The following is a 25,719-nucleotide window of genomic DNA, read 5'->3' as shown; positions in this document are numbered from 1 at the left end:
CTGAACCCTCTTTAGCGTCGCGAAGACCGCCGCGCGGCCACGCCCACCATCAGCGAACCGAGCAGCGCGAGCGCGCCGACGCCGAGGATCCCGGCGGTCGACGCCGAGTTCTCGACGGTGCCCTGCATCATCGCCACCGGCCGGTCGCCGGCGGGGATGGTGCGCGGTACCTCGTTGGGCGTGTTGGCGACCTTGAGCGCCAGCGTCTCACCCGGCTTGACCTCGCCGCAGGCGGACGGCGGATTCTTCGGGTCGAACGCGTTGGTATAGCCCGGCGGCGCGTTGACCTCGACCACGCAGATCTCCTGCGGGGTCCGCAGGTTCTCCACGGTGACCGTCCCGGTCTCGCCTTCGGTGGTGACGACGGCGGGCTTGCCGTCGGCGCCGTTGAGCGGCTTGCCGTCCTGGCCGAGAGCGGCGGCGGACTTGTCCTTGGCGGTGATCCGCAGCGCGGCGCCCGCGATGCCCTTGCCGGTCTTCGCGTCGACCTTGGTCACCTGGACCTTGCCCGGCTTCGAGACGACGGCGACACCCTGCGCCTTCAGTTCCTTCTCGCCGCCGGTCGAGACGACCTTCTGCACGCCTGTCTGGAGCGGGAACTGCACGTATGGCCGGTCCGCGGGGGCGGACAGCGAGCTGGCCAGCTTCGGCTGCTCGCCGGTCGGCGTCACCTTGACCGTGACGGTGCCGTCCTCGCCGGTCTTCACCGTGGTGGCCTTCTCGGCCTTGGCTGTCGAGGTCGACGCGGGTTTGGTGGTCTCACCGCCGTCGACGGTCGCGTTCGACGGCGTGAGCTTCACCGGTACTCCGGAGATGCCCTTGCCCTTGGCGTTCTTGACGCTGATCGTCCACTCGCCCGCGGTGCCGATGTGCTGGTCTTCCTTAGGCGGTGCGATCGCGGTGGTCCACGGCCCGCGGTTGGCCTCGGCGTCCTTGGTCATCTTCTCGAGGGCCGTGGCGGCATCGGCGTGCTGCGCCTTCAGCTTGCCGAGGGCGCCCTGGATGTCGTAACCGATCTCCTCCGGCTTGAGGTTCGGCTTGAGATCGGCGTCGGAGCGCGGCTTCGACGTCCACGAGTGCAGCAGGTGCGCAAGCGCCGCCGCCTCGGCGTTGTCCTGCGTGCCGCCGTAGCGCAGGAGCAGGTAGGAGATGTTGGCCGCGATGTCCTCCGGCAGCTTCTGTCCCCACTTGTCGAGGAGTTCGTCGCCGGGCTTGTACTTCTCGGTCGAGCCCGGCGCCTTCAGCTGGAAGCTGACGCAGAACACGTGCTTGCCGTCGACGACGTAGGAACCCAGCCAGTCCCGTGCCCTAGGTTCGCTGTCGACTGTCTGGCCGGGTGTGATCTTGTAGCCGACGCCTTCGTTGTCGGCGGCCGAAGCCGGTGTCACCGCGACGGTGGCGGACAGGGCGCCGAGCAGGCACGTCGCGATCAGGCTGGTCAAGGCGCGCGAACGCACGCTCGGGCGTGTGGTCCACCCCATGGTGTGTTGACTCCTTTGGCCGTGCTCTGCCCCGGCGCCTTTTACGTCGTTGCAGGTCACACGATCGATAGGTTCCCCGACACGCCTTCGGTGAGTATCCGAACACGCAACGTGCAGGGTGTCCTGTGAGCAGCGGTTTTGGCAATAGGGCATCAGGTGGGGTATCGGTGAACGGTCGGTGATCTCCGCCGCATACGGTGTGGGGGATGGGTCTCGCCGGGAATGTGGGTAAAGTCGTCTTTACTTCGACGGGAACCGGGCGGCCCCCGCGGTCGTTGAACCCCATGCAGGTGCCAGTAGATCCAGGAGGATCAGGTGCGATCCAGTAGCAACCCGGCGTTCCGGAACCTGCCGCGTGGCGCGGCGCAGTACGGACCCAACGTAGGCTTCAACCAACCCCAGGGCGGCGTGCCCGGCTACGGCCCTCCGCAGACCTCCGCCGGTGCCGACGACCGTCCGATGACCGTCGACGACGTCGTCATCAAGACGGCGCTGAGCCTCGGCACCGCGCTGGTGACCGGTGTGCTCACCGCGATCTGGGCGATCAGCCAGATCCCGTTGTCGGCGTCCGGCAAGATCATGGGCATCCCCGGTGCCGTGATCGGCGCGCTCGTCGGCTCGATGATCGTCGGCCTCGTGATCTCGCTGGTGATCATCTTCAAGAAGATGCCGAGCGGCCCGCTCACGCTGGCGTACTCGGCCGTCGAGGGTGTCTTCCTCGGTGCGCTCAGCGGTCTGTTCGAAGCGCTGTACCCCGGTATCGCGCTGCAGGCGATCGTCGGTACCGCCGGTGTCTTCATCGCGATGCTGGTCGTCTACAAGACGGGCGCCGTCAAGGTCACCCCGAAGCTGACGAAGTGGATCATCGGCGCCGTGGTCGGCGTCGCGATCATGATGCTCGTCAACCTCGTCACCAGCCTTTTCTTCAATTTCAACCCGCTGCGTGACGGTGGTCCGATCGCGATCATCTTCAGTCTCGTGGTGATCGGTGTCGCGGCGTTCAGCTTCCTGCTCGACTTCGACCAGGCCGACCGGATGATCCGCGAAGGCACGCCGTCGAAGTGGTCCTGGTACGTCGCCTTCGGCCTGATGACCACGCTGGTCTGGCTGTACCTCGAGATCCTGCGGTTGCTGTCGTACTTCCGCGAATGACCGAGGTCTCTCAGTGAAAGGGCGCTCCGAGCGATCGGGGCGCCCTTTTCGTCGTGGTGAATACTCTGCTGGCATGACCGAGCACAAGCGTTCGAAGTGGTTCTGGGTGGGCATCCTGGTGCCGGTCGCCATCGTTCTGCTCATCGCCACGTCCTGGATCGTCGGCTACGTGTCCAGCACGGACAACGCCGAAGCGGGCGACTGCTACGCGATCACCACCTTCGGCAACGTCGGCGTCGATCCGGCGAAGGCGGATTGCGGTTCCGCGGAGGCCAACACGAAGGTCGGCGCGAGGACCGAAGGTGGCGTCGCCTGCCCGGACGGCGAGTACGACGAACTCACCGTCGACGGGATGTTCTCCTCGTACAAGCTCTGCATGATGATCAACGCGAAACAGGGCGACTGCCTGGTCAACTTCCTGGCCGACACGGTGGCGTACCAGAAGGTGGCCTGCACGGATCCCACGAAGGACGCGGAGATCGTGAAGGTCGCCGACGGTGTCGCGAGCGACAAGGCCTGCGAGGACACTCAGGCGACTCACCTCGAGGTGTACTCGACACCGCCTTCGACACTTTGCATCAAGAGCGGCAAATAGCAGCCTCGACCAGGGGCTTTCACTCTTTCGGGGGCCCGGTTCATGAGCTTGATCACGGTGCGTGTTTGATACCGAGGTTCTCATTCCTCTTCACAACTGTGAGGTTTCTCGGTGACCACTTCCCAGCCGGCCCCTGGGGGCCAAACGCCGGTGGGACAGCCCGACGCTTTCGGACCGCCTCCCGGCGTACAGCCGGCGGCGCCCAAGCGGTCCAAGCTCGCGTGGTTGAAGTTCGCGCTTCCGATCGTGATCGTCGTTCTCGTCGCCGGCGGGTACGCGGTCAACTACCTGACCGGCACCGACGGTGCCAAGGTCGGTGACTGCCTCGCGGTCACCGAATTCACCAGCAAGGCCGACCCGAAGCAGGCCGACTGCGGGGTCGCCGAAGCCAACGTCAAGGTCGCGGCGAAGGTGGGCGACAACGAGTCCTGCCCGGAAGGCCCGTACGACGAGTACTCGCAGTCCGGTCGCATCTCGTACAAGCTCTGCCTGATGATCAACGCCAAGCAGGGTGACTGCCTGACCAACTTCGGCGCGGGCACCGCCGGCTACAAGAAGGTGCCTTGTTCGGACCCGGCCAAGGAGGTCGAGTTCGTGAAGATCGCCGAGGGGCAGGCGGACAAGGCGGCGTGCGAAGGCACTGAAGCCACCAACGCCATCAGCTACTCGACCCCGCCGACGACGATGTGCGTCATCAAGGGCGACAAGTAATCCTTCGTTTCGCGTGAAGGCCCCCTTCCTCCGGTTCAGCCGGAGGAAGGGGGCCTTCACGCGTTGGGGGAGCAAGGGACCTTTGGTATCGCCGCCGCCATCCGGCCGTGTGTGAGCCCCCATTCGTCGCACAGTGTGGGACGGGCTGCGATCGGACGGTCACCGGTCCTAACGTTGCTCGTCCCCAACCCGCCGATCGACCTGGAGTCCTGGTGGCGACGACAGAAACCCAAGCCGGTGAGAAGAAGTTCCTCGACTTCCCGACCTCCTGCGCCGCCCCGGTCCCGCAACCGGAGGAGCCGGTCAAGATCGTGCCGCTGGCGGTCGCGGGTGTCCTCGCGGTCGGCCTGACCTGGTACGTCTGGGCGGCGCACGGGGCGAAGTTCGGGGTCCTGCTCGTCCTCGGCCTGTTGCTCGGGCTCGCGCTCTTCCACTCCCGTTTCGGCTTCACCTCGGCCTGGCGCCAGCTGATCGCGGTCGGCAACGGCCAGGGCCTGCGGGCGCACACGCTGCTGCTCGGCACCGCCGCGACCCTCATCGCGCTGATCGTCGGCACCGGCTCCGGGCTGTTCGGCAGCAAACCGAATCCGACCGCGGGCGGGCTGGGGCTCGCGCTGTTCGTCGGCGCGACGGTCTTCGCCATCGGGATGCAGCTGGGCGGCGCGTGCGCTTCCGGAACCCTGTTCGCGGTCGGTTCCGGGCAGTCGACGATCGTGCTGACCCTCGGCGGGTTCATCACCGGCTCGGTCCTCTACACGTGGGCGTATCCGCTGCTGTCGGGCTGGCCCGAGTTCAAGGGGATCCTGCTGTCCGACCACGTCGGCTGGTTCGGTTCGTGGGCGATCACCATCGCCGTCCTCGCCGCGATCGTGCTGGGCACCCGGTTCGTGCAGAAGCGCCGCAACCCGCCGCCGGTCGACGTCGTCCCGACCGCGCGCGGCTTCGCCCGGATCTACCGCGGTTCCTGGCCGATCCTCGTCGGCGCCGTCGTCCTCGGCGTGCTGGCGGGCGCGGTCTTCCTGGTCTCCGGCGGCATCTGGGGCGTCACGAGCGCGTTCAGCCTGTGGGGCGCCAAGATCCTTCAGGTGTTCGGGCTGCACCCGGAGACCTGGGAGTTCTGGCGGATCAAGGCGAACGCGGCTTCGCTGGCGGGTCCGATCTGGAAGGACAAGAACAGCCTCACCGACATCGGCATCATGATCGGCGCCGGGGTCGCCGCCGCGGCGGCGGGCGCGTGGAAGATCCACAGCTCGATCCCGTGGCGCACCGCCGTGGCCGCGGTGCTCGGCGGCATCCTGATGGGGGTCGGCGCGCGGATGGCGGGCGGCTGCAACATCGGCGCCTACCTCGGCGGGATCTCGGTCGGCAGCCTGCATGGCTGGCTGTGGGGCGTTTTCGCGCTCGGCGGCACCTGGATCGGGCTCAAGCTGCGACCGCTGTTCGGGCTCGGCAACCCGGCTCCCAAGGACAGCGTCTGCTGATCACTCTTCGTCACATCCCGTATGCGGGCCTGCCCTTTCGGTCCGCGTACGGGGAAAAAGTTGGCATGTAAAACCCGCGTTCGGCTACCCTCGGCTACATACCCGAGCTTGCGCCTTAATGCACAAGCTCGGTCGGGGAAGGCCTGGCGATGACGTCGGGCGTCAAATTCCGTAGTCGCGACCACGGGGGTTGTCGCGTCCGAGGGAAACACTGAGTATCAGGGACGGGTTTTTCATGTCAACGCAAAGTCCGGCCGCGCCGGGCGGCGACAAACTCGACGCGGGTGTGCTCAAGGTCGCCGTCGTCGTCATCCTCGGCGCGATCATGGCGATCCTCGACACGACGGTCGTCAACGTCGCGCTCCAGAAACTGACCATCGAGTTCCAGACCTCGTTCGACACCATCCAGTGGATCGCGACCGGCTACATGCTGGCGCTGGCCACGGTCATCCCGATCACCGGCTGGGCCTCGGACCGGTTCGGCACGAAGCGGCTCTACATGACCGCGATCGGGCTGTTCCTGATCGGGTCGATGCTCGCCGGCATGGCGTGGGACGTCGAATCGCTGATCGTCTTCCGGGTCCTGCAGGGCTTCGGCGGCGGCATGCTGATGCCCGCCGGCATGACGATCCTGACCAGGGCCGCCGGACCGCACCGGATCGGCCGCGTGATGGGCGTGCTCGGCGTGCCGATGCTGCTCGGCCCGATCGGCGGCCCGATCCTCGGCGGCTGGCTGGTCGACGCGGTGAGCTGGCGCTGGATCTTCTACATCAACCTGCCGATCGGCCTGATCACCATGGTCCTGGCCTGGCGCCTGCTGCCGAAGGACCGGCCGGAACCCAGCGAGCGCTTCGACTTCGTCGGCATGCTGATGGTGTCGCCGGGCCTTGCCGCGCTGATCTTCGGTGTTTCGAACATCCCATCGGCGGGCGGTGTCGGCGCGGTGGACGTCTGGCTGCCCGCGCTGGCCGGGGTCGGGCTGCTGGTGGCGTTCGTGTTCCGGGCGGGCCGGGTCTCGAACCCGCTGGTCGACCTGAAACTGTTCAAGAACCGGTCGTTCTCGGTCGCCATGGTGACGATGACCTTCTTCTGCGTCGCGTTCTTCGGCGCGATGCTGCTCCTGCCGACGTACTTCGTGCTGGCGCGCGGTGAATCGGCGATGAACGCCGGTCTGCTGCTCGCCCCGCAGGGTTTCGGCGCGATGCTGACCATGCCGATCGCGGGCCGGTTCGCGGACAAGATCGGCTCGCGGAAGATCGTGCTGCCCGGTCTCGTACTGATGCTCGCCGGGCTGATCGCCTTCACCCAGCTCACCGCGACGACGCCGTACTGGCTGCTGCTCTCGGCGCTGTTCGTGATGGGGCTCGGAATGGGCGCGACGATGATGCCGATCACCTCGGCCGCGTTGCAGACGCTCAAGTCGGAGGACATGGCGAAGGCGTCGACGGCGACGAACATCGTGCAGCAGACCGCGGGCGCGATCGGCGCGGCGGTGCTGTCGATCATCCTGGCGGCGCTGCTGGCCGGGAAGTTCGGCGTGCCGACCGCGCAGGGGCAGCTGGCGGCGACGGCGGCGGTGTTCAACCCGGCGACCCACGAGGTGGCTTCGGGACTGACCGCGGACGCGTTCTCGACGACGTTCCTGTGGTCGATGATCCTGCTCGCGCTGTGCCTGATCCCGGCGGCGTTCCTGCCGAAGACCAAGCCCGCGCTGCCCGAGGAAGTCGACGGCGAGGTCCCCGCGGCCCCGCCGATCATGACCCACTAGGGCCTGGAAGGAAGCAAGGGACCTTTGCTCACGTCAGTTAGCGTGCTAACGAACGTGAGCAAAGGTCCCTTGCTCTCTTTGAGATGACCGAGAGGTCTCCCAAAGGGCGCTCAGCGTGCGACGAGACTAGGACAAGCGCTCCAGCACCATCGCCATGCCCTGGCCGCCGCCGACGCACATCGTCTCGAGGCCGAACTGCTTGTCGTGGTGCTGCAGCGAGTTGATCAGCGTCGAGGTGATCCGCGCGCCGGTCATGCCGAACGGGTGGCCGACGGCGATCGCGCCGCCGTTGACGTTCAGCTTGTCCAGGTCGATCCCGAGGTCCTTGTACGACGGGATGACCTGCGCGGCGAACGCTTCGTTGATCTCGACGAGGTCGATGTCGCCGGCCGACATCCCGGCACGGGCGAGAGCACGCTTCGACGCCTCGACCGGGCCGTAGCCCATGATCTCCGGCGACAGCCCCGAAACGCCGGTCGAGACGACGCGCGCGAGCGGCGTGAGGCCGAGTTCCTTCGCTTTGGTGTCGGACATGATGATCACCGCGGCGGCGCCGTCGTTGAGCGCGCAGCAGTTGCCCGCGGTGATCCGGCCGTCGGGGCGGAAGACCGGCTTGAGGCCGGAAACACCTTCGAGGGTGACGCCGGCGCGCGGGCCGTCGTCCTTCGAGATCACGGTGCCGTCCGGCAGGGTCACCGGGGTGATGTCCTTGGCCCAGAAGCCGTCCGCGATGGCCTTCTCGGCGAGGTTCTGCGAACGGACGCCGAACTCGTCCATCTCCTCGCGCGAAACGTTCTTCAGGCGCGCGAGGTTTTCGGCGGTCTGGCCCATCGCGATGTAGACGTCCGGGAGGACACCGTTCTCGCGCGGGTCGCTCCAGCTGCCGGCACCTTCGGAGGCCACCTGCGCGGTGCGGGCCTCGGCGTCGGCGAACAGCGGGTTGTGCGTGTTCGGCCAGGAATCCGAGCTGCCGTTGGCGAAGCGCGAAACGGTCTCGACACCGGCGGAGATGAACACGTCGCCTTCGCCCGCCTTGATCGCGTGCAGCGCCATGCGGGTGGTCTGGAGGCTGGAGGAGCAGTACCGCGTGACCGTGCAGCCGGGCAGGTGGTCGTAGCCGAGTTCGACGGCGACCGTGCGGCCCATGTTGAAGCCCTGCTCGCCACCGGGGAGACCACAGCCCAACATGAGGTCTTCGATCTGGGCCGGGTCGAGTTCGGGGACCTTGTCGAGCGCGGCGCGGACCATTTGCGCGGTGAGGTCGTCCGGGCGGATGCTCACCAGCGATCCCTTGCCGGCGCGGCCGATCGGGGATCGGGCGGTGGAGACGATGACGGCTTCGGGCATGGAACGACACTCCCTTGTTCTCGATCCAGACGCGCTAAGCGGTTGCTCACCCGCATCCTCCACCGGAGGGAGGTGCGGGTCAAAGGCGAACGCGACCCACGCCACTCTCCGAAAGTGCGGTTCTCCCGCCCCCGGTTGAGTGGACACATCCCGACCTGCGGCGTTTAGGCTGTCAGCGTGGATTACGTCGAGCACATCGTGGACCTCGTGGGCAACACCCCTCTGGTCAAGCTGAACGCACTGGCCGAGGGGCTGCAACCGCTCATCCTGGCCAAGGTCGAGTACGTCAACCCCGGCGGCAGCGTCAAGGACCGCATCGCGCTGCGGATGATCGAAGCCGCGGAGCGCTCCGGCGAGCTGAAGCCCGGCGGGACCATCGTCGAGCCGACGTCCGGCAACACCGGCGTCGGGCTGGCCATGGTGGCGCAGCGCAAGGGGTACAAGTGCGTGTTCGTCTGCCCGGACAAGGTCAGCGAGGACAAGCGCAACGTGCTCAAGGCCTACGGCGCCCGCGTCGTGGTCTGCCCGACCGCGGTCGCGCCGGAACATCCGGACTCCTATTACAACGTCTCCGACCGTCTCGTGCGTGAGATCGAGGGCGCCTGGAAGCCGAACCAGTACGCCAACCCGGAGAACCCCGCCAGCCACTACCACTCGACCGGTCCGGAGCTCTGGCGCCAGACCGAGGGCAAGATCACGCACTTCGTCGCGGGCGTCGGCACGGGCGGCACCATCTCGGGCACCGGCAAGTACCTCAAGGAGGTCAGCGACGGCCGTGTCCAGGTCATCGGCGCGGACCCCGAAGGCTCGGTGTACTCCGGTGGTTCCGGACGGCCGTACCTGGTCGAGGGCGTCGGCGAGGACTTCTGGCCGGAGACCTACGACCGGAACGTCGCCGACCAGATCATCCCGGTCTCGGACGCGCACTCCTTCGACATCACCCGTCGTCTCGCGCTCGAAGAGGGACTGCTCGTCGGCGGCTCGTGCGGGATGGCCGTCGCCGCCGCGCTCAAGCTCGCCGAGGGCCTCGGCCCGGACGACGTCGTGGTCGTGCTCCTCCCCGACGGCGGCCGCGGCTACCTCACCAAGGTGTTCAACGACAGCTGGATGTCCTCCTACGGCTTCCTGCCGCCGGACTCCAGCGGCGCGACCGTCGGCGACGTCCTGATGAAGAAGAGCGGCTCGCTGCCCAGCCTGGTGCACAGTCACCCGAACGAAACGGTCGCCGAAGCGGTGGCGATCCTCGCCGAGTTCGGCGTCAGCCAGATGCCCGTGGTCAGCGCGGAACCGCCGGTCATGGCGGCCGAGGTCGTCGGCGCGGTCAACGAACGCGATCTGCTCGAAGCCCTCTTCACCGGCAAGGCGCAGCTGGCCGACAGGCTCGAGCAGCACATGTCGGCGCCGTTGCCGACCATCGGCGCCGGCGAACAGGTGAGTTCGGCGATGAACGCGCTCTCGGGTGCCGACGGCGCGCTGGTGCTGGTGGACGGCAAGCCGGCGGGCGTCGTCACCCGGCACGACCTGCTCGCGTTTCTCGCGGGACGGTAAAGAGGCATTTCATCGGATGGTCGGGCCGGGGCGTTACGAGCGGCCCACCCGGCTATCCGATAGCGTGTTGGGTGAGTTGAACTTTTATGTCCTCGTCAAGGGGGTTCAAGACCCAAATGAGTGCTCCGCAGCCACCGAATCAGCCTTGGGGTGGCGCCCAGCCACCGCAAGGACCCCCGAGTGGCCCCCAGCCGCAGCAAGACAACCCGTTCGGTTCCCCGGAACCGACCCAGGTGGTGCAGCCCGGACAGCCGGCCCAGCCCGACTACGGGCAACCGCAGTACGGGCAGCAGCCCTCGTACGAGCAGCCCCAGGGTGGCGGGTTCGGCGACACGCCGGAGCCCACACAGGTCGTGCAGCCGGTCCAGCCGGGTTCGGGCGACGCGAACGCGACCCAGGTCGTGCAGCCGGTGAGCCCTGGCGGGGAGACCCCCGCCAGTGAGTCCACCCAGCTCGTGCCGCCGGGTTCGCAGCCGCCTGCCATCCCGTACGCCCCGCCGCCGAGCGCGGCCGACAACCCCGCCGCGGGTGCCTATGGCGCCCAGGGTGGCGGTTTCGGTCAGCAGCAAGGCTTCGGCGGACCCCCGCAGGGCGGGTTCGACCCGTCGCAGGGGCAGCAGCAGCCCGGTTACGGCCAGCCGCAGCAGGGCTTCGGCGGACCGCCTCAGGGCGGGTTCGGCCAGCAGCCCGGTTTCGGCGGACCGCCGCAGGGCTACAGCCCCGCTCCCGCCGGTGGCGGAGGCGGTAACCCGCTGTTCGGGTTCATCGCCGGTGGCCTCGTCGGCCTCCTCGGTCTTCTCGCGCTGATCTTCAGCTTCGTCTACTTCGGCGACGCGAGCGAGTTCTCCGAAGGCGTCGACAGCCAGTCCTCCAAGCTCGGTGAGGAGGCGGTGAACAAGCTTCTCGACCAGTTCGGCTTGGCGTCGCCCGGCACCGTTTGGCTTTACGTGATCCTGCTGCTGGTCGCTTCGATCATCGCGACGGCGGCCGGTGCCGGTCTCGCGCTGGCGAGCAAGCTCCCGGCTTCGATCAAGAAGATCGTCCCGATCGCGGTCACCGCGGGCGGTGCTCTGCTGCTTCTCTTCGGCATCCTGCTCCTGGGCGCCACGACCGCGTCCGGTGACGGTGTCCCGAACGAGGTCAGCATCGGGATCGGCCTGCCGCACCTGATCTTCGGCATCCTGATCCTGATCGTCGGAGTGCTGGGCCTGATCCCGCCGACCGCGCAGTTCGTCGGTCTCGGTGGCGGCGGCTCGGTGCTCGGCGCGCCGCAGGGCGGCCAGCCCGGTGGTTTCGGCGGCCCGCCGCAGGGCGGCTTCGGCCAGCCGGGGCAGCCCAACCCGTACGGACAGCCGCAGCCCGGCCCCTATGGCCAGCCCGGTCAGCCCGGCCCGGCTTCGGGTGGTTTCCCGCAGCAGGGACAGCACGGTGGTTTCGGGCAGCAGCCCGGACAGTCCGGTCCGCCCAGCGGCGGATTCGGCCAGCCTGGTCAGCCGCCGCAGGGCGGCTACGGCCAGCCTCCGCAGCAGCACGGTGGTTTCGGGCAGCAGCCCGGTCAGCCGGGTCAGCCCGGTGGCGGTTTCGGCCAGCCGGGTCAGCAGCCCGGTCAGCCGCCGCAGCAGTGGTGATTCGCCGCTACTGAACGGTTTTGCTCAGAACACCCCCGGCTTTCGGCCGGGGGTGTTCTGTTTTCGCGAGGTCGCCGGATTCGCCGACCACGTGCGGGTCCACCGGGCTAGGGTTAGCGCCGTTAACCCACACCCGGCTGATGGGGGCGACGTGACCGGTCCGTACGGATATCCCGCGCAGCCCGGACCGGCGAACTTCGGCTATCACGCACCGCAGATCCGGCCGAGCGCGGTGACGGCGATCATCGCGGCATTGCTGGGGCTCGTCGCCGCGGGCACCGCCGGATACCTCCCGGTCTACTTCTTCCTCGAACTGCCGTCCGGGTTCAGCATCGGTGATCTGCCCGGTCTCGTACTCACCGCGCTGGGGCTGTACCTGCTGGCCGCGTTGCTCCTCCTGGTCGGCTCGCTGTCGGCGTTCTTCCGCTCCGTCGCGGGTGCCATCCTGCTGGTGCTCGGTTCGCTGATGGTGATCACCGCCGTGCTGATGGAACCGTTGGCGTTCAACGGGGCCTACGGCCTGTACTTCCGCATGCAGTTCGAGTTCGAGACGTTCGTCGCCCTCGTGCGCGTGGTCATGTTCGCGGTCGTCCCGTTCACGCTGATCTTCGCGATCATCCCGCCGACCCTGAAGTATCTGCGCTGGCGCCCTTCCCCGGCCCAGCCCTACCGGCCGCAGAATGAGGCTCCCCGGCAAAGCGGTTGGTGAGTCCTGAGCGGGAGCCGCGGAAACAGGATCGCCTTCCGGGCTGGTAGCCGGGCTGACAGGATGAGGCGAGGATTTCGGCAGGGGGAGCGATGACGTACCAGCAGTACCCGCCGCACGGCGGATATCCGCCGCCCGGCGCCTACCCGCCTCCGGGAATGCCGCGGCGACCGAATGGCGCCACCGGGATCATCGCCGGGATCCTCGCGATTCTCGGCGGGCTCTGGTTCCTCGCCGGCGTCGCGTTCCACATCATCGAACTCTCCCATTTCACCATTTCGTTCCTCGTGGTCGGCGCGGTACTCGACTTCCTCACCGCGGCCCTGCTTTTGAGCGGCGGCATCCTGCTGCTCCTGCGCAAAGGCGCCGGGCGGGTGCTCACCGTCGTCGGCGCCGGGGCCACGCTCGGTTTCGTGGCCCTGGCCTTCGTGCTCCGGGCGATCGGCGCGGGTTTCTACTTCACGTACAGCGGGGTGACCCTGCAGTTCGGCGTCGGCGTGCTCCTCATCGTGGTCCTGGCCCCGGCGATCGCGACCCTCGTGCTGGCGCTGATCCCGCCGACCGCGCGCTGGGTGGCGGCCAAGAAGCAGCCCGCGGGGTTCATGCCGCCGCCTCACTACGGCTACCCGCCACCGCAGCAGGGCCCTACACCCGGACAGTGGTGAGTTCAATCCCAGTCGATGGGATCTCGAGGAGGTGGTCGTACCCTGGGAGGTATGGCCGACGACTACTCTCTGCTGGGCTTCGAGACACGCGCGATCCACGCCGGGCAGACCCCTGATCCCCGGACCGGCGCGGTCATCGTGCCGATCTATCAGACCTCGACCTACGCGCAGGACGGCGTCGGCGGCACGCGCGAAGGCGACTACGAATACTCCCGTACCGCGAACCCCACGCGCACCGCGCTGGAGGTCGCGCTCGCGGCACTCGAAGGCGCCCGGCACGGTCTGGCCTACTCGTCGGGGATGGCGGCCAGTGACGTCCTGCTGCGGGCGACCCTGCGGCCCGGCGACCACCTCGTGCTCGGCAACGACGCGTACGGCGGCACGTTCCGGCTGATCGACAAGGTGCTCAGCCTGTGGGGCGTCGAGCACACGGTCGCCGACCTGGGCAACATCGCCGAGGTCCGCGCCGCGATCCGGCCGGAGACGAAGCTGATCTGGTGCGAGTCGCCGACGAACCCGATGCTGGGGATCGCGGACATCGCCGCGCTGGCCGAGGTCGCGCACGGCGCCGGCGCCCGCCTGGTCGTCGACAACACCTTCGCCACCCCGTACCTGCAGAACCCGCTTTCGCTGGGTGCCGATGTCGTCCTGCACTCGACGACCAAGTACCTCGGCGGGCACTCGGACGTCGTCGGCGGCGCGATCCTGACCAACGAGGACGAGCTGCGCGAGCAGCTGTTCTACCTGCGCAACGCGGCGGGCGCGGTGCCCGGCCCGTTCGACGCGTGGCTGACCCTGCGCGGGATCAAGACGCTCGCGCTGCGGATGGAGCGGCACAGCGACAACGCCGAGCTGATCGCCCGGATGCTGTTGAAGCACCCGAAGGTCGATCGCGTCTACTACCCGGGCCTGCCGGAACACCCCGGCCACGAGATCGCTTCGAAGCAGATGCGGCGCTTCGGCGGGATGATCTCGTTCACCCACGTCGACGGCGAGCAGGCCGCGCTCGACGTCGCGTCGAAGACGAAGCTGTTCATCCTCGCCGAGTCGCTGGGCGGGATCGAATCGCTCATCGAGCACCCCGGCCGGATGACCCACGCGAGCACCGCCGGGTCCACCCTCGAGGTGCCGGACAACCTGCTGCGCCTGTCCGTCGGCATCGAGGACGGCAGTGACCTGGTCGCCGATCTGGCCAAGGCCCTGGGCTGACCGCCGCCGAGCCCAGGGTGGGAGCAAGGGACCTTTGCTATCGTTAGCGTGCCCATGCTAACTAAATGACAGCAAAGGTCCCTTGCTCTCTTTGCGCTGGTCAGCGCGGTGTGGTGGGAGAATCGCCCGGTTACGGGCGGAAGTTACTGGGCTCGATGCCGCTCTTCGCGTCCGCTTCGTGCGTAGTGCCCTGAGGGGCGGCAGGCAGTTCGGAGCCGTCGACGCAGCCACCGACGAGCTCGATGTGGTTGTCGTGCCGGATGTACTGGCCAGGGTCCACGCAACCGGCGCGATCGACCGTGTAGACGGCGGCACCGGTCAGTAGAGCGGCCGAGGTGAGGGCCAGCACGACCGGGAGCAGCCCGGCTGAACGGGTCGCCCGGGCCCTGCCGATGTTCCCCCGTGTCATGCGCGCTCCCTGGTCGCCTTCGCCGCCGTCGTCAAGAGTACCTGGATGGTGAACTTGTCACGTGACGTATCCGTCAGGTGGCATCATCCGGTCAGGGATCCGGTCGCTGACGCCCTGAGAACGGCGCGCTTCAGGACGCCTGCTGGCCGGTGATGGCGGCGACCGCGAGTTCGCGTTCGGGCTCGCCGACCTCCGGCAGAGTGAACCGCGACGCCCGGATGTGGGTGAGCAGTTCGGGATCGGGCGCCACACCGTGCTCGCGCAGGTAGTAGGCGACCTCGCCCGGCCAGTACCAGCTGCCGTCCGTGCGGAAGTTCAACGGTACCAACGGTTCCCGGTCGGGCTCGAACGCGTCGGCGTCGTAGGTCCGCGACGCCAGCACGACCGGCGCACCGTCGAGGTACTCCAGCACACGGTCTCGCTCGGCGGGGGACAGCGGCTCGCGGTTCACCACCGGACGGCCAGACTCGTCGAGGCTGTCGTAGACCCGTGGCGAGCGCAGGGCTTCCGGGGTTTCGGCCGGCGGAGTGGCGGCCACCTGCTCGGCCGGCGGTGCGGCTTCGAGTCCGGCTCGCTGTCGCAGCCAGTTCGGGATGTTCTGCTCGGCCCGCGGGAAGAACCGCAGTTCGTCCTGGAAGCCGATCTGAGGCGGCGCCTGCCGCCACGGCGGCTCGACATCCGGGAGGAAGTCCGTGCTGAGCACCGTCGCCGAGCCGTAGACCAGGATCGCGCTCAGCCAGGTCCCGCGGCCGGGCTGGTACATCCCCGCACGCAGGTTTCCGAGCAGCTGCACGGCTTCCGGGCTCGGCTGCACCGGACGCGGCAGACCGTCCTGCCCGGTGACGAGCAGATCGGCCTCGACATGCCTGCCCGCCGCCCGGTACTCGACGCGCATCTGCTGCCAGCCAGGCGGAAGCGGAGTCGCGAGGGCATGACCGATCTGCCAGACGAGCTGCTGTTGCTGCTGCTGGTTCACCGGCGTCGGCGGCTGGGTCATGGTCTTCCTCAGTCGGTCTTGGCGCCGGAGGCGGCCAATCCACGCTTGAACCAGTCCGGCATGTAAGTTTCGCCTCGGGGGAACCGTTCCTGCTCCAGGGCGAACTCGTCCGGTGCGGGGTACGGCTGGAAGTCGGGTTCGTTCTGCCAGTTGTACTGCACGCGGAACCGCGACGGGGGTTCGATGACGAGCCTGGCCGAGAACCAGGTTCCTTCGCCTTCTTGGTACATGCCGCCGCGCAGCCGCTGGAACATGCGCCACGTCTCGACGGACGGTTCCCACACCTGGTAGGTGCCGTTCGGGTCGAGCACGCCGACCGCGACGTCGATGTTCTTGCCGACCACCCGGTAGTCCAGCATCACCTCACGCCAGCCCGGCGGCAGAGCACCGACCACCGACAAGGTGATCTCGCCGAGAAGCTCGTTCTGCGCGATGGGGTCGAGCTGAGGCCATTGAGCCATCCGGTAAATCCTCCTCGTGGTCACCGCTGGAATAGCGATGACCCATCATGGCACGGGTGCCGGTTCAGGCCGGTGTGTCCCGTTCCCGCTCCAGTTGCGTGCCCTGGGCGACCAGATTCCGCAACCACGCCGGAACGTGTTGCTCGTCGCGCGGGAACGTTTCCAGGTCGCGGGTGAAGGTGGTCGGATGCAACGGCGGCCACCATTTCGGGTCTTCGTCGAAGTTGAACGTGAACTCGGGTGCCACCCCGGGCGTCAGCACGATTTTCGCCGAGAACCACGTTCCGCGACCTGGTTCGTACATCCGGGTCCGCAGTTCGCGGAACCCGCCCCGTACTTCGGCGGGCAGGTCGATGTCCCCGCTCCGCCCGTCGGCCAGCCGGATTTCCGTGGCGTAGTCGTAGGCCAGCACGGTCGCGGACACGGTTAGGCTGACCTTCGCCCAGCCGTCCGGCGCGGCCTCCGTCAGCGCGGACGCGATACCGGTGGTCAGCTCGTCCGTCATGGGGTCGCTCCGTAATGGGTGTCCGGGCCGTAATTGACCTTGGAAGGATCATTCGGGAAGTCGCGTTGTCTGGTCACTCGCGACACCTCGACCGGTCCGGGGAGAAGATTCCCCTGACCGTCGACGGCGTACACGACCTCTTGCCAGCGCATGACCACGTTCTCCGGAATGCCGTTGCTCTCGCCTTCCATCCTGACCTGATAGTTCTCGACCTTCTGGCCGGGCACCTCGTCGAACTTGCCCAGTTCGGCCTCCTGCGCCCGCCAGGACGCGTCATGGATCCAGCTGTCCCTGTAGTGACCGCTGTTGGAAGCGGCCATCTGGGGATGCATGTTGACGTACTCGCCGGGACCACCCATCTCATGCGCCGAGAAGTGCCCGCCCGCCCATTCGACGTGTGCGTACGTGCTCCCGTGCACCGGGTGACTCTGGTAGGCCGCCTTACCTTCTTGGCCCGACCTGTTCTGCGACGTGTTGTCGCGGAAGTCGTCGTGTTTCCCCTTGAAGACCGGGTCGCCGGTCATCGCGCTCGGCTTCCCGTTGTCACCGACTTCGAAGGTCCAGTGCTTTGTCGGGTCGTGGAAGTTGGGGACGCGATACTGCGTATTGGGCTGCAGGGGGTAGCGCAGGTCGGGGTTGTGGAAGGGTTTCGAGGTCGGCAGCGTCGTCTCGACGTGCGTCACCTTCCCGGTGTCGTCGGTGAAGAACCGGCTGCTGGCACCGTTCTTGTACTCCACCTTGTACTCGGCGTTCATCGCCAGCGGCTTCTCACCGCGCAGAGCCTGCGGAACCCCTTCGGGATCCGGCTGACTGTTCCGGATACGCGGCTTGACGTCGTCGATGGTCTTGGGCGAGTCGATCGGATCGTGCCCGCCCGGCCGGTCCCGCGGCCCGGCGAACTCCGAGTCGGCCCCTCGGTTCCAGGTGGCGAACCGTTCGTCGAACTCCGGCGAGTCCGGGCGGATCGTCCGAGGTTTGGGAACGTCGTCGTACGGCGGATGACCGGCGTCGTCGCCGTCGCCGCGGCTCTGGGCGCTCTCGGCGTCCACGTCCTGCTTGTCCGCGTGCGAGGTGTCCGGAGTGAAGCCGTCGTCGCTCGCCCGGCGGGCGGTGCCGTCGGGGCTGTGGACGTCCCATTCGCCGTTCGGCGGGATCCTCGGCCGGGTGCGGCCGTCGGGCCCGATCTCGTAATCGGACGAGAAGACCCGCCCGTTCGCGTCGGTCCACGCCGGCTTGCTCGGCGCCATCACCTCGGTGTCGAGTTCCCGCGACAGACGGCGCGCGAAATCGTTCGAGCCGGCGTCGCAGCCGATCAGCCTGATCGGGCGGCCGTCGTAGTCCCCGTTGCGCCGCAGGATGTCCGCGAATTCTTCGGGGGTGTACGTGCGGTTGCCGATGCGGGCGTGTCCGTCCGGGGTCACGTGCACGTCGACGGTGTAGCGGCCGTCCGGATCCGGCCGGACCCGGTGCGGCAGGTCGCCCATGTCGCCGTCGCCGCGGTGGTACGAGCTGCCCGCGGGGGTGCCTTCGGAATGCCGCTGGTTGACCTCGTCCGGCGTCAGCGGGCGGTCCGGCTCGGCGTCGGGACCCCGGTCGTGCGGTGAGCCGTTCTGATCCTGGCGCGGGCCGTGCCCTTCGGGGCCGTGACCGTCCGGCGAACGCGGCGGCCCGGAGTGACCGCCTGGACCACGGCCGCCCGGTCCGGTGTTGCCCGGACCCGTGCCGCCCGGCCGGTTGCCGGGACCGTGTGTGCCGGGCGTGCCGGTGTGCGGCTGGGCACCGGGGCCGAAGTCGTTGCCACGGGCGACCGGCTGCGGCTGATGCGGCTGGTTCGGCCGTCCACCGGGGCCGGTCTGGCCCGGACCGCGGCTGGGGCCGGTGTGGGTGTCGGGACCGCGCGGGGTGTGAGTGTCCGGCGTGCGCGGCGAGCCGGGCGTACCCGTCCAGCCGCCACCCTGCGGCCTGCCGCCGGGCGAACCCGGGGTGCCGCCGGGCGTGCCACCCGGAGCGCCCTGGGGCGGCATGCCGCCGGCGACCGGCTGACCCTGCGGCGGGACACCGGGCGAACCGTCGCCACCGGTGCCGCCGCGCTGCGAAGGAACGTGGGACGGGCCCGCGTCGCCGACACGCGGTGCCGTGGGCGCGGTGCCGCTGGTCGTCGTGCCGCTGGTCGTCGTGCCGCTGTCGGTCGGCCGGGTGGGGCTGCCGCCGTCGTTGCCGCCATGGTGGCCGGGCGACGGATCGGAACGCGGCGTGGGCGAACCGCCGCCGTCACCGCCGTGCGTACGGGGCGAGCCGCCACCGTCGCCGGTGTGACCGGGCGAGCCGCCGCTGTCGGCCCGGGTGTTCGGTGCGTCGGGTGCGTGGCTGGGTGAGCCACCGGTGTCCGCTCGCGTGTGCGGAGTGGGAGATCCACCGTCCGGAGTGTGGCTCGGCGAACCGCCGCTGTCGGCCCGGGTGTTCGGTGCGTCGGGTGCGTGAGTGGGAGAACCGCCGGTGTCCGTCCGTGTGTGCGGTGCCGGGGAACCTCCGTCGGGTGCGTGGCTGGGCGAGCCGCCGCTGTCGGCCCGTGTCTGGGGTGCCGGGCCGCTGTCCGCGCGGTTCGGGCTCGGCGAACCGCTGTCGGGCGTGCGGTTCGGAGTGCCGGAATCGCCGGGTGATCCGCCGTCGGAGCGGGCGGCACTGGGGGAGCCGCCACCGCCGTCCGGTGTGCTGCCGAGGTTTCCGTCCGAAGTGGACGGTGAGTCGCCATCGCCCGTGCGGCCGGGAGAGCCACCGTCCCTTGTGGACGATGAGCCGCCGTCGCCACCGCGGGTGGTGGCGCTCGACGGGGTGTCGCCGGTGCGCGAGTCGCCGTTCGAGCCCGTGCCACTTGAACCGGAGTCACTTGAGCCCGAGTCACTTGAGCCCGAGTCGCTCGAGCCGTCACCGGAGCGGCCGGAGTCGCCCGAACCACCCGAGTCGCCGTCGGAGCCGTTGGAACCGGAGTCGCCGGAACCGTCGGAGCCGTCGCCGGATCCGCTGCCGGAACCGTCGCCGTCCGGGCCGTCCCCCGATCCCGTGCCGCCGCCGTCGGGCCCGCCGGAGCCGCCGCCGCGGCCACCGCGCTGGACGAAGCCGCCTGCCTTGATGTTCTTGGGGTTGAGCGCGTCGAGACCGGTGATCTTGCCCGCGATCTTGCCGAAGATCTTGATGATCTTCTCGAAGACGTCGACCAGCTTGCCGAGCAGCGGCGAGACCCGCCGCATCGCGTCGCACAGTTCCTTGAGCTTGTCGGCGATCTTCGCGGCCCACTTGGCGATCGCGGTGACGGCCTGCGCGACCACGATGGGCGTGCCGAAACCGAGGGAGAACACCGTCTCCATGACCCACGCGATGAGCTTGCCGACCGCGTCCGCGATCAGCTGGCGGATGAATTCGCGGACGAACGCGACGATCTCGCCGAAGATCATCACGACGGTGCTGATGCCACCCGCGACCGTCGCCGCCCCGCTGATCGCCTCGGCCTGTTCCGCGGCCTGCTTGCGGTACTGGTCGGCGGCCTCGCCGGTCCAGCCGGCGGTGCCGTTCTTGACCGTGTTCGAGAACTCGACGTGGGTGTCTTCCAGCTTCTTGGCGACGTTGCCCCAGGTCTCGGAGTACGACTGGATCACCGGCGGGTCGCCTGCCACCGCGTCCAGCATGTCCTTCAGCGGCTGCATGTGTTCCATCAGGAACGACGCCACCGACGACATGAGATAGCCGAACGGGTCGATCGCGGCGCTGGCGAGCTCGCCCGCGAGGCTCAGCACCCCGAGCCCGCCGCCGATCCAATCACCGTTCGAGATGCCGTTGAAGGCGTCCATGGCCGACTCGGCGACGCCGATGCCCGCCGCGTAGCCGTATTCGCTGTTCCCGGCCGTCAGCGGGCCCGGGCCGTCGCCATCCGTCGGCGCCTTCGCGACGAGCGGGTTTCCCTCGGGCATCAGTCGGGCACCTGCACGTTCTTGAATTCCGCCGCGAAGTTCTCGTCCTGTGCCTGGTAGGCGTTCGACGCCGAGCGCACGTTGTTCGCCACCGCTGTCGCGGCTTCGACGGCCTTGTTCAGCGCGTTGATGCCGAACTCCTCGACCGGGTCGAGCATCATCCGGAACGGCTGGCAGATGATGCCGTACGCGTCGGTCGGCATGCTCACCTGCTGGGCGGCGTCGACCGCCGTGCGCAGCCCGTCGGCGATGCCGTCGACCTGCTTGGCGTGCGCGTCGAGGTCGGCGCCGAGCTCGTAACCCTTGCCTGCCATGGTTTCTCCCCTCTACCAGGCCGGATGAACACTAAGAAAGAATGCTGCCGCCGAAATCGTCGTCGTCTTCGTCCTGCGCGCGGCGGCGGCGCGGGACCTGCTTGGGCTGCGGCGGGGTGCCCGTCGCGGGCGGCGGGGGCTCTTCGTCCTCCGGGCCGAAGCGGTGGTGCCGCTCGGGTTCCGGCGGAGCGAGGTCCTCTTCCGGCGGAGCTTCCGGGAAGGTGCTCTGCGCCTCCGCGATCACCCTGCTCGCCGTCTCGTCGGTGGTGCCGACCGTTTCGGCCATCGCCGCCTGCAGCAGTTCCGGGATCCGTGACTGCGCGAGCTGCACGAGCCGCATGACCTGCGACGAGACCTCGGCCATCCGCTTGCCGCTCGCGGCTTCGGCGATGACCAGGTTCGTGAGCAGGCCCTTCGAGTCGATCGTCACCTCGATGGTGTTGTCCTTCGACCGCTCTGTCACGGTCTGCCCCTGCATGCGGGCGGCCATCGCCTGGTAGCGCGCGGCGGTCTCCTGGATCTGCTTCGTCCAGTTGTCCACCATCTGTTCGCTGGCGTCGACGTTGTCCGGCATCGGGACCCTTCCACAAGCTGCATGCTGACGTCTTCACACTGACGGTCCGAAGGAGCCTTCGGTTCCGGAGTGCTCGAAGTTTAGTTCCCGTCCGGTGTACCACCCCGCGCCGACAAAGTCGGCCCCGTCACGCAGCGAAAGGGCCCTTCACCACACAAAGTGCGATGAAGAGCCCTTTCACGCCCTGCGAACTGCCGGGGTCAGAGGTTGCCGCGAGGCTGCGCTGACGGCGCCTCGCCGTTAGAGATTGCCTCGGCGCTCCTGCTCACGCTCGATGGCCTCGAACAGGGCCTTGAAGTTGCCCTTGCCGAAGCCGAGCGAGCCGTGGCGCTCGATGAGCTCGTAGAACACCGTCGGGCGGTCGCCGATCGGCTTGGTGAAGATCTGCAGCAGGTAGCCGTCCTCGTCGCGGTCGACCAGGATGCGGTGCTCCTTGAGCTTCTCGATCGGCACCCGGACCTCGCCGATCCGCGCACGCAGCTCCGGGTCGTCGTAGTAGGAGTCCGGGGTGTCGAGGAACTCGACGCCCGCCGCGCGCATCGCCTTCACCGTCGCGACGATGTCGTTGGTGGCCAGCGCGATGTGCTGGCAGCCCGCGCCGCCGTAGAACTCGAGGTACTCGTCGATCTGCGACTTCTTCTTCGCGATCGCCGGCTCGTTGAGGGGGAACTTGACGCGGTGGTTGCCGTTGGAGACCACCTTGCTCATCAGCGCCGAGTACTCGGTCGCGATGTCGTCGCCGACGAACTCCGCCATGTTCACGAAGCCCATGACGCGGTGGTACCAGTCGACCCAGTAGTCCATCTTGCCGAGCTCGACATTGCCGACACAGTGGTCGACGGCCTGGAACAGCCGCTTCGGCGCACCTTCGGGGCGGACGATCTTGCTCTCGCGCGGCTCGTAGCCGGGCAGGTAGACGCCGGTGTACTTCGACCGGTCGATCAGCGTGTGGCGGGTCTCGCCGTAGGTCGCGATCGCGGCGATACGCACGGTGCCGTGCTCGTCGGAGACGTCGTGCGGCTCTTCGAGGACGGTGGCGCCCTGCGCGCGGGCGTGGTCGATGCAGCGGTCGACGTCGGCGACCTCGAGCGCGAGGTCGATGACGCCGTCGCCGTGGCGGCGGTGGTGGTCGAGCAGCGAGGAGTCGGGCTTGACGCCGCCGGTGATCACGAAGCGCGCCGAACCGGACTTCAGCACGAACGACTTGCGTTCGAAGTTCCCGGTCTCGGGGCCGGAGTACGCGACGAGCCGCATCCCGAACGCGACCTGGTAGAACCACGCGGTCTGCGTGGCGTTGCCCGCGATGAACACCACCGCGTCCATCGACTTCACCGGGAAGGGATCGGTCGAAGAGTCGTGGTCGACGAGGCCGACGAGCTGACGCAGCTGGTCGTAGCTCACGTCGTCAAGAGCACCCTGGGGTTCCACTGTGTGCGTCATGCCATGAGCATCCGAGCGCGTGACAAAATGCGCAATGGTCAAAGATTTCGCTGCACACTATGTCCAGTGGCGCGTGGGGTCGCGCGGTCATAGTGGACAACCTGTGTAGGAGGTAGGCACGATGTCGGAAGTGCTCGACGAGCTGGACGCGCGGCTCCTGCTGTTGCTCACCGACTCGCCCCGGCTCGGAGTGCTCGAATGCGCACGGCGTCTCGGCGTCGCGCGGGGCACCGTGCAGGCCCGGCTGGACCGGCTGACCGAACGAGGGATCCTCGGCGGATTCCCGCCCGAACTCGACCTCGCGGCGATGGGATACGGCCTCACCGCGTTCGCCGTCCTGGAGATCGCGCAGGGCCGCCGGGCCGAGGTCGCGGAGGCGCTGTCCGCGATCGACGAGGTGTGCGAGGTCCACGCGACGACAGGCCAGGGCGACCTTTTCGTGCGGATGGTGGCTCGCAACAACGACGACCTGCAGCGGGTGGTGGACGAGGTGGTCGGCGCGCCGTACGTGCGGCGGACGTCGACGTCGATCGCGTTGTCGACGCCGGTTCCGCCGCGCGTACGGCCGCTGCTCGAACGGCTGGCGCGGAACTAGCGCACTTGGTGCAGGTACCGCGCGGCCGACCGCTGGACGGCCTCGTGCCCGTCGGTGCGGATGATCGCGTCCCACCAGGCGCCGTAGATCGCCTGGAACTCGTACGGTTCGAGCATCTCGGCCGCGCGGCGGACGATCTCCGGGCGCTCCGGGATCAGGTTCGGGTAGCTGTACATCATGCCGACGAAGCGGCGGTCCGGGACGACCTGCAGGATGTCGCCCGAAAGCAGCGCGCCGCGGCCGTTCTCCCCGCCGGGCCAGTGCAGCACGGTCCCGCCGGCGAAATGCACGCCGAGGTTGATCAGCCGCAAGTCTGGGGCGACGTCGAGGGTCGCGCCGCTCCACAGCTTGATCGCCGGATCCGGCCTGCCGATCCACTGCCGGTCGCCCTCGTGCAGGTAGACGGGCACGTCGAAGGCGTGGGCCCACTCGACCATGGTGGTGTAGTAGTGCGGATGGCTGATCGCGATGCCGGTGATCCCGCCGAGTTCGCGGACCTTCGCGACGAGGTCGTCGTCGATGAAGCCCGCGCAGTCCCACAGGAAGTTGCCGGATTCGGCCTTGATCAGCAACGCCCGCTCGCCGATGGCGAAATTGGGCGTGGACCCGACTCCGATGAGACCGGGTCCCTGCTCTTCGACGCGGGCCGTGTACGTGCCGCTGGCGCGAATGGTGTTCAGATCGGTCCACTGTTGTCCGGCCTGCGGGATGTATTGACGTTCGTCTTCGCAGATCGGGCAGTCGGACCGGGGTTCCGCGTACTGCATGCCACAGGCGACGCAGATCGGTAGCTCGCTCATCGTTTCCCTCCAGGTTGATCTGGACGGAAACGCTAACGGCTCATATGCGCGCCCGGCCATATCGGGCCGGGCGCGCGGAGACTCACTTGTCGGTGTACGGCACGGCCTTCACGAGCGTCACCTTCTGGATGCTGCCGTTGGGCAGCTCGTACTCACGGGTCTCGCCCTCTTTGGCGCCGAGCAGCGCCTTGCCGAGCGGGGACTCCGGTGAGTAGACGTCCAGACCGCCCTCTGTGCCCTCTTCGCGCGTCGCCAAGAGGAAGTTCTCGTCTTCGTCGTCACCGTCGTAGCGGACGGTGAGGACCTTGCCCGGTCCCGCGCTGCCGTCGTTGGCGGGCGGCTCGCCCACCTTGGCCGAACGGAGGAGCTCCTGGAGGTGGCGGATGCGGGCTTCGTGCTGGCCCTGCTCTTCGCGGGCGGCGTGGTAACCGCCGTTCTCCTTGAGGTCGCCCTCTTCCCGGCTGTCGTTGATCTTCGCAGCGATGACCGGGCGGAGCTCGATGTAGTGGTCGAGTTCCTGCTTGAGCCTGTCGTAGGCATCCTGGGTCAGCCAGGTCACCTTTGTGTCGCTCACGGTCACCATCTCCTCGTGGGGCCTGCCAGGCTTGGGTGTTCAAGCCGGCCGCCAGGTTCGGCATGGCGTGCCGACCTGGGTGAGATAAAAGGAAAAACACGGCCCGTCTTGGGCCGTGCCGGTAGATCAGAGTAACACGGCGCGAGGCATCGCCGCCGGTGGAATTCGGTCGCGCCTCGGCGTTGGGCGCCCGTTTCACCCCGTTGGCCGCTATGGCCTTGACAGGTACCGTGGTACGTCGTATGAGCACCCGAAGATATCAGCCGTGACGGGCTTTCCGATGCTCTTGATGGTGGTTGTCACCCTGCTGTTCTTCGAACCAGGCTGAATCAGGACCTCTTTGCGGCCGCTTTCCGCGCCCGCCTTGTCACGGACGCGGACGACGCACACCCCCGGGCGGTTCACGTCGTCCCTGGTCACGTTGATCGTGATCTCCATCGCGTCGCCCGGCTTCTCGGCGAATGAGACGCGTTCGCCGTCGATGGGCGCGCTGCCGAAGTTCAGGTACATGGCGTAAGCGATACCGCCGCTGACCAGCAGTGCGATCACGCCGAACACCAGGCGCCGCCAGCGGGCGGGGCGCGCGGCGCGGGTCTTGCCGTACCGGGCGTCCAGTGAGTCCGTCCGGGCGCTTTCCGCGGTGGGAGCGTCCTGTCCCGTGCTCAACCCGGGCCTCCCGGTTGGTGTCGTCGTGCTCGCAGGGACAATGGGGTCGTATGCGAGTGGTTCCCCTCGAGTATCCGCGCCCGGTCGGGCGGGCCGTCAGGCAGGGTCGCAGGGGAATAGGGAACGAG

24 protein-coding genes are annotated in these 25,719 nt (G+C 68.3%); 11 read left to right on the top strand and 13 right to left on the bottom strand.

The annotated features are described in order from the left end of the window. Nucleotides 1-11: 11 nt before the first annotated feature. Nucleotides 12-1,481 (bottom strand): SpaA isopeptide-forming pilin-related protein, encoded by a 1,470-nt coding sequence (locus ACLJRM_RS26850; RefSeq protein ID WP_410664603.1) that lies wholly within the window; start codon nt 1,479-1,481, stop codon nt 12-14. Nucleotides 1,482-1,796: 315 nt separating this feature from the next. Between ACLJRM_RS26850 and ACLJRM_RS26845 the strand changes: the two genes are divergently transcribed. From ACLJRM_RS26845 to ACLJRM_RS26825, 5 genes are all read left to right on the top strand, one after another. Next, a complete protein-coding gene (locus ACLJRM_RS26845) occupies nt 1,797-2,633 on the top strand; it encodes a Bax inhibitor-1/YccA family protein (RefSeq protein ID WP_410664602.1) in 837 nt (278 codons plus the stop codon). 73 nt (nt 2,634-2,706) lie between these two features. Then, entirely contained in the window at nt 2,707-3,228 is a 522-nt protein-coding gene (locus ACLJRM_RS26840; protein ID WP_410664601.1) for a hypothetical protein, read from the top strand. Nucleotides 3,229-3,453: 225 nt separating this feature from the next. Continuing rightward, entirely contained in the window at nt 3,454-3,939 is a 486-nt protein-coding gene (locus tag ACLJRM_RS26835; protein WP_410600516.1) for a hypothetical protein, read from the top strand. 212 nt (nt 3,940-4,151) lie between these two features. Further along, nucleotides 4,152-5,420 (top strand): YeeE/YedE family protein, encoded by a 1,269-nt coding sequence (locus ACLJRM_RS26830; RefSeq protein ID WP_410664600.1) that lies wholly within the window; start codon nt 4,152-4,154, stop codon nt 5,418-5,420. A 235-nt stretch (nt 5,421-5,655) separates the two neighbouring features. Next, complete coding sequence (locus ACLJRM_RS26825) at nt 5,656-7,188, top strand: DHA2 family efflux MFS transporter permease subunit (RefSeq protein WP_410664599.1); 1,533 nt, start codon at nt 5,656-5,658, stop codon at nt 7,186-7,188. A 126-nt stretch (nt 7,189-7,314) separates the two neighbouring features. Here the strand turns inward: ACLJRM_RS26825 and ACLJRM_RS26820 are convergent, their stop codons facing one another. Continuing rightward, nucleotides 7,315-8,535, bottom strand: a complete 1,221-nt coding sequence (locus ACLJRM_RS26820; RefSeq protein ID WP_410664598.1) for an acetyl-CoA C-acetyltransferase — start codon at nt 8,533-8,535, stop codon at nt 7,315-7,317. Nucleotides 8,536-8,712: 177 nt separating this feature from the next. On the opposite strand from ACLJRM_RS26820, the gene ACLJRM_RS26815 reads away from it, so the two are divergent. The 5 genes from ACLJRM_RS26815 to ACLJRM_RS26795 all read left to right on the top strand — a co-directional run bounded on the left by ACLJRM_RS26815 (nt 8,713) and on the right by ACLJRM_RS26795 (nt 14,291). Then, a complete protein-coding gene (locus tag ACLJRM_RS26815; protein WP_410664597.1) occupies nt 8,713-10,083 on the top strand; it encodes a cystathionine beta-synthase in 1,371 nt (456 codons plus the stop codon). A gap of 233 nt (nt 10,084-10,316) precedes the next feature. Continuing rightward, on the top strand, nt 10,317-11,711 hold the full coding sequence (locus tag ACLJRM_RS26810) for a hypothetical protein (RefSeq protein WP_101610535.1): 1,395 nt from the start codon (nt 10,317-10,319) through the stop codon (nt 11,709-11,711). Nucleotides 11,712-11,862: 151 nt separating this feature from the next. Next, the gene (locus ACLJRM_RS26805) at nt 11,863-12,420 is read left to right on the top strand and encodes a hypothetical protein (protein ID WP_101610534.1); all 558 of its coding nucleotides are present in this window, start codon (nt 11,863-11,865) and stop codon (nt 12,418-12,420) included. A gap of 89 nt (nt 12,421-12,509) precedes the next feature. After that, nucleotides 12,510-13,082, top strand: a complete 573-nt coding sequence (locus tag ACLJRM_RS26800) for a hypothetical protein (protein ID WP_101610533.1) — start codon at nt 12,510-12,512, stop codon at nt 13,080-13,082. A 51-nt stretch (nt 13,083-13,133) separates the two neighbouring features. Next, nucleotides 13,134-14,291 (top strand): cystathionine gamma-synthase, encoded by a 1,158-nt coding sequence (locus tag ACLJRM_RS26795; RefSeq protein ID WP_101610532.1) that lies wholly within the window; start codon nt 13,134-13,136, stop codon nt 14,289-14,291. Between the two features lie 130 nt (nt 14,292-14,421). Here the strand turns inward: ACLJRM_RS26795 and ACLJRM_RS26790 are convergent, their stop codons facing one another. From ACLJRM_RS26790 to hppD, 8 genes are all read right to left on the bottom strand, one after another. Continuing rightward, entirely contained in the window at nt 14,422-14,700 is a 279-nt protein-coding gene (locus tag ACLJRM_RS26790) for a hypothetical protein (protein ID WP_101610531.1), read from the bottom strand. A gap of 130 nt (nt 14,701-14,830) precedes the next feature. Further along, the gene (locus ACLJRM_RS26785; RefSeq protein ID WP_410664596.1) at nt 14,831-15,697 is read right to left on the bottom strand and encodes a ferredoxin; all 867 of its coding nucleotides are present in this window, start codon (nt 15,695-15,697) and stop codon (nt 14,831-14,833) included. Between the two features lie 8 nt (nt 15,698-15,705). Then, nucleotides 15,706-16,158, bottom strand: a complete 453-nt coding sequence (locus ACLJRM_RS26780; RefSeq protein ID WP_101610529.1) for a hypothetical protein — start codon at nt 16,156-16,158, stop codon at nt 15,706-15,708. 64 nt (nt 16,159-16,222) lie between these two features. Continuing rightward, nucleotides 16,223-16,663 (bottom strand): hypothetical protein, encoded by a 441-nt coding sequence (locus tag ACLJRM_RS26775; protein WP_101610528.1) that lies wholly within the window; start codon nt 16,661-16,663, stop codon nt 16,223-16,225. Beyond that, nucleotides 16,660-20,628 carry a hypothetical protein gene (locus ACLJRM_RS26770; RefSeq protein ID WP_410664595.1) on the bottom strand — a complete coding sequence of 1,323 codons (3,969 nt, stop codon included), beginning with the start codon at nt 20,626-20,628 and terminating at the stop codon, nt 16,660-16,662. The genes ACLJRM_RS26775 and ACLJRM_RS26770 overlap by 4 nt, the downstream gene beginning before the upstream one ends. Then, complete coding sequence (locus tag ACLJRM_RS26765) at nt 20,628-20,942, bottom strand: type VII secretion target (RefSeq protein WP_101610527.1); 315 nt, start codon at nt 20,940-20,942, stop codon at nt 20,628-20,630. The genes ACLJRM_RS26770 and ACLJRM_RS26765 overlap by 1 nt, the downstream gene beginning before the upstream one ends. A 31-nt stretch (nt 20,943-20,973) precedes the next feature. Continuing rightward, nucleotides 20,974-21,516, bottom strand: coding sequence for a YbaB/EbfC family nucleoid-associated protein (locus ACLJRM_RS26760; RefSeq protein WP_101610526.1), 543 nt, complete (start codon nt 21,514-21,516; stop codon nt 20,974-20,976). A gap of 240 nt (nt 21,517-21,756) precedes the next feature. Then, on the bottom strand, nt 21,757-22,956 hold the full coding sequence (gene hppD / locus ACLJRM_RS26755; protein ID WP_101610525.1) for a 4-hydroxyphenylpyruvate dioxygenase: 1,200 nt from the start codon (nt 22,954-22,956) through the stop codon (nt 21,757-21,759). 121 nt (nt 22,957-23,077) lie between these two features. Here hppD and ACLJRM_RS26750 point away from each other — a divergent pair, with 121 nt between their 5' ends. Then, nucleotides 23,078-23,551, top strand: coding sequence for an Lrp/AsnC family transcriptional regulator (locus ACLJRM_RS26750; protein ID WP_101610524.1), 474 nt, complete (start codon nt 23,078-23,080; stop codon nt 23,549-23,551). Here ACLJRM_RS26750 and ACLJRM_RS26745 read toward each other — a convergent pair. The 3 genes from ACLJRM_RS26745 to ACLJRM_RS26735 all read right to left on the bottom strand — a co-directional run bounded on the left by ACLJRM_RS26745 (nt 23,548) and on the right by ACLJRM_RS26735 (nt 25,591). Next, nucleotides 23,548-24,351, bottom strand: a complete 804-nt coding sequence (locus ACLJRM_RS26745) for an MBL fold metallo-hydrolase (protein ID WP_410664594.1) — start codon at nt 24,349-24,351, stop codon at nt 23,548-23,550. The genes ACLJRM_RS26750 and ACLJRM_RS26745 overlap by 4 nt on opposite strands. Nucleotides 24,352-24,433: 82 nt before the next feature. Then, a complete protein-coding gene (gene greA, locus ACLJRM_RS26740) occupies nt 24,434-24,934 on the bottom strand; it encodes a transcription elongation factor GreA (protein ID WP_101610522.1) in 501 nt (166 codons plus the stop codon). Nucleotides 24,935-25,135: 201 nt separating this feature from the next. Beyond that, the gene (locus ACLJRM_RS26735) at nt 25,136-25,591 is read right to left on the bottom strand and encodes a DUF4307 domain-containing protein (RefSeq protein WP_101610521.1); all 456 of its coding nucleotides are present in this window, start codon (nt 25,589-25,591) and stop codon (nt 25,136-25,138) included. Nucleotides 25,592-25,719 lie beyond the last annotated feature (128 nt).

The sequence above is a fragment of the Amycolatopsis sp. lyj-84 genome (genome assembly GCF_046549075.1).
In the GTDB taxonomy this organism is placed as follows: domain Bacteria; phylum Actinomycetota; class Actinomycetes; order Mycobacteriales; family Pseudonocardiaceae; genus Amycolatopsis.
The sequence above is the reverse complement of the archived record's forward strand: the minus strand, read 5'-3'. Positions and strand labels throughout refer to the sequence as shown.